6 protein-coding genes and 1 pseudogene are annotated in these 5,955 nt (G+C 70.8%); 1 reads left to right on the forward strand and 6 read right to left on the reverse strand.

What is annotated here, in order from left to right:
* The 6 genes from AB0C29_RS29860 to AB0C29_RS29885 form a co-directional block, all read right to left on the reverse strand.
* Positions 1–354 (reverse strand): asparagine synthase-related protein (locus tag AB0C29_RS29860; protein WP_360826981.1); only part of this gene is annotated, 354 nt, incomplete at its 3' end.
* Between the two features lie 106 nt (positions 355–460).
* A complete protein-coding gene (locus tag AB0C29_RS29865) occupies positions 461–1,429 on the reverse strand; it encodes an NAD(P)/FAD-dependent oxidoreductase (RefSeq protein WP_360826984.1) in 969 nt (322 codons plus the stop codon).
* A gap of 29 nt (positions 1,430–1,458) precedes the next feature.
* Complete coding sequence (locus AB0C29_RS29870; RefSeq protein ID WP_360826987.1) at positions 1,459–2,352, reverse strand: carbohydrate ABC transporter permease; 894 nt, start codon at positions 2,350–2,352, stop codon at positions 1,459–1,461.
* Positions 2,353–2,385: 33 nt separating this feature from the next.
* Positions 2,386–3,285 carry a sugar ABC transporter permease gene (locus AB0C29_RS29875; RefSeq protein ID WP_360826990.1) on the reverse strand — a complete coding sequence of 300 codons (900 nt, stop codon included), beginning with the start codon at positions 3,283–3,285 and terminating at the stop codon, positions 2,386–2,388.
* A gap of 1 nt (position 3,286) precedes the next feature.
* On the reverse strand, positions 3,287–4,639 hold the full coding sequence (locus AB0C29_RS29880) for an extracellular solute-binding protein (RefSeq protein WP_360826993.1): 1,353 nt from the start codon (positions 4,637–4,639) through the stop codon (positions 3,287–3,289).
* Positions 4,609–5,613 carry an EamA family transporter gene (locus AB0C29_RS29885; RefSeq protein ID WP_360826996.1) on the reverse strand — a complete coding sequence of 335 codons (1,005 nt, stop codon included), beginning with the start codon at positions 5,611–5,613 and terminating at the stop codon, positions 4,609–4,611. Before AB0C29_RS29885 ends, AB0C29_RS29880 begins: the two co-directional genes overlap by 31 nt.
* A gap of 70 nt (positions 5,614–5,683) precedes the next feature.
* Between AB0C29_RS29885 and AB0C29_RS29890 the strand changes: the two are divergent.
* Positions 5,684–5,955, forward strand: a pseudogene (locus AB0C29_RS29890) (AraC family transcriptional regulator); the annotation flags it as partial.

Genomic DNA, 5,955 nt, shown 5'->3' on the forward strand with positions numbered 1-5,955 from the left:
CGCGACAGCGTCCAGCCGGTGCGCGGCCACGACCTCGTCGGCGATCACGGTGAACAGCTCGTCCTTGCAATGGAAGCAGCGGTCCGGCCCGTTGGTCCGGTATGCCTCCCGGTCGCCCTCGTGGGTCAGGACCTCGACGACGGCGACCCCGATGTGGTCGGCGACCCGGTGCGCGGCGGCGCGCTCGTCGGCGGCCAGGCTGGGGGAGACGCCCAGAATCGGGACGACCCGGTCGCGGCCCAGCGCCCCGACCGCCAGGGCGAGCAGGACGGAGGAGTCGACGCCGCCGGAGAACGCGACGCCCAGCCGGCCGATCCCGGCGAGCCGGTCGGTGACGGCGGCCGCACCGATCATGGAGTGTCCTTCCCTCGACGGGACGTCCGGTCCCGCCACCCATTCCATGTGCCCGCGCGGAGCCTTGGCAAGCGATTGCCAGAAGTTGTGGTGGCCCGGCCCGGGGTCAGCCGGCCTCCGAGGAGTGGCCGGGGAACAGGTGGGCGGCCGGATCGATGGCCACGGCGGCGTTGTTCACGGCGGTGGCCGCCTCGCCGAAGCCGGTGGCGATCAGCCGGACCTTGCCCGGATAGTCCACGATGTCGCCCGCGGCGAACACCCGCGGCAGGTTGGTGGCCATCGTGCTGCTCACCACGATGTGCCGGCGGTCCAGCTGCATCCCCCATTCCGCGAGCGGGCCGAGGTCGGCGGTGAAGCCCAGGGCGGCGACCACGGTGTCCACCGGTACGCGGCTCGTCCCGGCGCGGTCGACCGCCACGTCCGCGTGCGTCACCGTCTCGCCTCCATGCAGGGCGGTGACCTGCGCGTTCACCAGGATGGTCACGGGCAGCTCCTGGACCCGGGCGACCGTGGCGGCGTGCGCCCGGAACCGGTCGCGCCGGTGCACCAGGGTGACCGAGCGGGCCACGGCGTGCAGCGCGAGCGCCCAGTCGAAGGCCGAGTCGCCACCACCGACGATGAGCACGTCATGTCCGGCCAGGTCGGCCGGCCGTGGCACGAAGTAGACGATTCCGGCGCCGGGATAGCCCTGGGCGGCCGGCAGGGGACGTGGAGTGAAGCTGCCCAGGCCACCGGTCACGAGGACCGCGCCACAGCCCAGGTCGCTGCCGTCGGCCAGGTGCAACACCGGCAGCCCGTCGCGATACGAGAGCTTCTCCGCGCGTACCCCGAGAAGGTAGTGCGGCGCGAACGGCGCCGCCTGGGCGACCAGGTTGGTGACCAGGTCGCGGCCCTTGATCGACGGCAGGCCGGCGACATCGAAGATGTCCTTCTCCGGATACAGCGCGGTGATCTGCCCGCCCGGCTCCGGCAGCGTGTCGACCACCGCCACGGTCAGGCCGCGAAAGCCCGCGTAGTACGCGGCGAACAGCCCGGTGGGGCCGGCCCCGATGACGGCGACATCGACCTCACGCATACCGGCCCGCCCCTCTTCGCCCGACCGTCTCACCCTTTGCGCCCTTGAGTGGCCACGCCCTCGACAAAGTACCGCTGGCACAGGAAGAAGGCGATGATCATCGGTACGGTGGTGAGCACCGCACCGGCCAGCACGACCTCCCACTGCGCCTCGCCGGCCTGGCCGAACTGGTCGAGGATCGACTTCATGCCCCGGGGCATCGTGAACAGTGCCGGGTCACGCAGGTAGATGAGCGGCTTGAGCAGGTCCGACCAGCTCGCCCGCAGCTCGAACACGAACGAGACGATGAGCGCCGGCTTGCACAGCGGCACCGCGATCCGCCAGAACAGGCGCCAATAGCCGGCGCCGTCCACCCGGGCCGCCTCGAACAGCTCCCGGGGCACGCCGAGGAAGAACTGCCGGATCAGGAAGATGTAGAACGCGCTGCCGAACAGGTTGGTCGCCCACAGCGGCACCTGCGTGGCGGCCAGCCCCAGCTCGTTCCAGATGAGGTAGGTCGGGATCATCGTGACCGCGCCGGGCAGCATCATCGTGCCGATCACCGAGGCGAACAGCACGTTGCGCCCAGGGAAGCGGAAGTACGCGAAGCCGAACGCCACGATCGCGCTCGACACGGTCACCGCGGCGGCGGCGGCCAGCGCGACCACGACACTGTTGACCAGCCAGGTGAACACCGGCGCGGCCGACCAGATGGTGGCGTAGTTCTCCGGCGCCCAGTGCCGTGGCACGAGTGCGTTGTCGAAGACCTCCGGCCGGGGCTTGAGCGACGCGCTGACCAGCCAGACGAACGGGTACACGAAGATCACGGCGGCGGCCGAGAGGGCGGTCCACAGCACCCACCGGTGCCGCTGCCGGCGTCCGGAGTGCCGGGACGGGCCGGTCTCGACGGGGGCCAAAGCCTGAGGCTCCTGCAGCGCGGTCATGGCCTCACTCGCTCTCGTCGCGGGGTCATGGCCTCACTCGCTCTCGTAGTAGACGAAGCGGCGGCTGAGCCCGACCTGGACCAGGGTGATCAGCATGATGATCAGGAACAGCAGCCAGGCCAGCGCCGACGCGTAGCCCATGTGCAGGAACTGGAACGCCTGCTGGAACAGGTAGATGACGTAGAACAGGGCCGCGTCGTTGCCGTACGTCTGCTGGTTGGCACTGCCGAAGAACGCGGTGTAGACCTCGTCGAAGGTCTGCAGCGAGCTGATCGTGTTGATGATCAGCGTGAAGAACAGCGCCCCGCTGATCATCGGCACGGTCACCGCCCGGAACCGGGCCCACGGTGAGGCGCCGTCCATCTCGGCCGCCTCGTAGAGGTCGCGCGGCACGTTCTGCAACGCGGCCAGATAGATGATCACCGTGCTGCCCAGGCTCCAGGCGCTCATCAGCACGATCCCGGGCTTGATCCACGACCCGTCGGAGGTCCAGTCCGGCCCGGTGATGCCGACCCAGCCGAGCACCTCGTTGATCAGGCCCACCTGACCGTTGAACAGCAGCAGGAACAGCACGCCCACGGCCACCTTGGGGGTGATCGTCGGCAGGTAGAAGATCGTCCGGAAGAACCCCGCCGACCGGCGGCCGGCCCGGGCCAGCAGCATGGCCAGTCCCAGGGCCACGGCCATGGTCAACGGCACGTGCAGCACGGTGTAGAACATCGTGTTGGCCAGGCTGGTGCGGACCTTGGGATCGGCCAGCAGCATCCGGTAGTTCTCCCCGCCGACGAGGTCCGTGCTGGTCAGCACGTCGTAGTCGGTGAAGGACAGCACCAGGCTGGCGACCATCGGCCCGGCCAGGAACACCAGGAAGCCGACGATCCAGGGGGACAGGAAGCCGTACGCGGCCCAGGTCTCGCGGCGGCGCGCGATCATCTCAGGAGCCGCTGTTGGCTTTGTCCAGAGCCGCCTGGGCCTGTTGCTGGGCCTGGGCGAGCGCTTCGGCCGGCTGCTGCCGGCCGGCGAGGACCCGGTTGACCGCGTCCTGCCAGGCCGCCTTGAACTCCTCGCCGGCGGCCAGCGCCGGCTCCGAGAAGCCGGCCTGCTGGGTCTGCAGGACGGTCTGCACGGCCGCGTCGAACCCGGCGTGGCCGGTCGGCTGCACGACGTCCTTGAAGATCACCTCGTCGGCCTTGACGTTGCCGGTGAACAGGCCGGTGAACGGCGCGCCCTTGGCCTGGCGGGCCGCCGCCCGGGCCTTGGCCGCCGCGATCCAGGAGCCGGCCTCGGTCATCTTCTTGATCCACTTGCAGGCCTGGGTGGGATGCGCGCTCTTGGCCGGGATGGCCCAGGCGTTGCCGGTGATCCAGTCGACCGGCTGCCCGTCGACCCCGCGGAACGGCGCGACGGTCAGCTTCACGTCCGGCGAGCTCTCGCCCAGCACGCTGAGGTAGAAGTCCTCCATCGGGAACGCGCCGAGCTGGTCGGTGGCGAACTGGTTCTTCGCGCCGAAGAAGTCGAACGAGTCGCGGAAGGACTTGAACTTGGCCCAGCCGCCCTGCGCGTTGATCAGGGAGACGGTGAAGGTGAGCGCCTCGACCACCTTCGGATCGGTCAGCTGCGCCGTCCTGCCGTCCTGGCTGACCAGCGAGCCGCCGTTGGCCCGGGCCCACAGCGGCAGGAACTCGGGGATCTTGGGGTCGAAGCCGATCCGGGACAGCTTGCCCCCGCGCATCGCGGTGAGTTTCCGGGTGGCGGCGGTCAGGGCCGGCCAGTCGGCGGTGCTGAACGACGCGGGGTCGAGCCCGGCCTCGGCGAAGGCGGTGTCGTTGAGCATGAGGACCCGGTTGTTGTAGAACTCCGGCAGGCCGTACAGGGTGCCGCCGAGGGTGGCCTCGGCGACCGCGGCCGGGCGGAACTGTCCCAGGTCGATCTTCTCGCGCTCGACGCAGTCGGTCAGCGGCAGGATCGCCTTCTTCACCGCGTACGTGCCGAGCAGCCGTCGTTCCAGGTAGACCAGGTCCGGCGGGCTGCCCGAGGCCACCGCGGACAGGAACTGCTGGGCGCTGAAGCTGCCCTCGGACGCCTTGGCGCTGCTGGGCGCGATCGCGGCGTTGGCGGCGTCGAACCGGGTCTGCGCCACCTCGTCACCGGTGCCGAACCCCATCATGGTCAGGATCACCGTGGCATTGCCGGAATCCTGGCCGGAGCTGCCCACCCCGCCACAGCCGGCCGCCAGCGTGACCACGAGGGCGGCACTCACTGCCGCCCGGATCGATCGGATGAACATCGATGTTCTCCCATCGGCGCACGTTCCCGTAGCCGGAATATAGGATCGCGTCGATCCCTCCGCAATTCGGGACGCCGGGAGCCGGCCGTGGGCCGCCCGGGCAGCACGATCAGCGCCACCGCACCGGCGATCACCAGGCCGGCCAGGACGGTGCGACCACCCAGCGGCTCGTCCAGCAGCCACCAGCCGAGCAGCACGGCCACCACCGGATTGACGAAGGCGTACGTGCCGGCGACCCGGGCCGGGGCGTGCCGCAGCAGCCACTCGTACGCGCTGTAGGCCAGCAGGCTGCCGAACACGATCAGGTAGCCGACCGCCAGCAGCGAGCCGGTCACGTCGGCGGACAGGTCGATCCGGGCGAACTCGCCGCCCAGCCCACCGAGCACGGCCAGGGCGGCGCCGGCACAGATCATCTCCACGGCGCTGGCCAGCAGCGGCTGCTCCGGGTGCGCGGCGTGCCGGCCGTACACCGAGCCGAGGCCCCAGCACATCGCCCCGCCCAGTGCCACCGCCGCGGCGAGCGGGTCGGGCGCGGTGCCGGAGAACGGGTTCACCAGCACGCCCACCCCGGCGATCCCGGCGACCAGGCCCACGGCGACCGGCGCACTGATCCGTTCCCGGTCGACGATCCGGGTGCCCAGCACCATCCACAGCGGGATGGTGGCGAGCAGCAGGGCCGCCGTGCCGGAGGAGATCTCCTGCTCCGCCCACGTCGCCCCGCCGGTGCCCGCGGCCGGCAGCAGCAGCCCCTGGACCAGGCCGGCCCGCCACTGCGCCCGGGTGGGCCGGCGCCAGCCCCGATCCGGCCGCCGTCGGCGCCGCCACGCGCACCAGGTGTAGAGCAGCAGCCCGGCGACGAGGAAACGCACCGCGCTCAGAGTCAGCGGCGGCAGGTGCTCGACGGCGACCTTCAGGGCCAGATAGGTCGAGCCCCAGACGACGTACACGATCGCGAGTGGTCCGAGAAGAGGCATACCTTCACCGTGCCCCGATCCGGGACGGCAGACTTGCCAGGCATCCCGCAGTTTCTGCCAAGATGGGACGATGCCGTCGGACGTCGCGGTGGTGGTCGCCGCCCCGGTGCCGGCCTTCGAGCTGGGCATCGTCAGTGAGTTGTTCGGTCTGCGCCGGCTGGACCCGGAGCTGCCGTCGTACCGGTATGCGGTCTGCGCCGAGCAGCGCACGCCGATGCCCACCTCCACCGGCTTCTCGGTCACCCCGACCCACACTTTGCGCCGGCTCGCCACCGCCGACCTGATCATCGTCACCGGCGCCGCCCCGCCGATCCCGCCACCGACGCCCGCGCTGCTCGCGGC

The organism is Actinoplanes sp. NPDC048791, assembly GCF_040650095.1.
GTDB lineage: Bacteria > Actinomycetota > Actinomycetes > Mycobacteriales > Micromonosporaceae > Actinoplanes.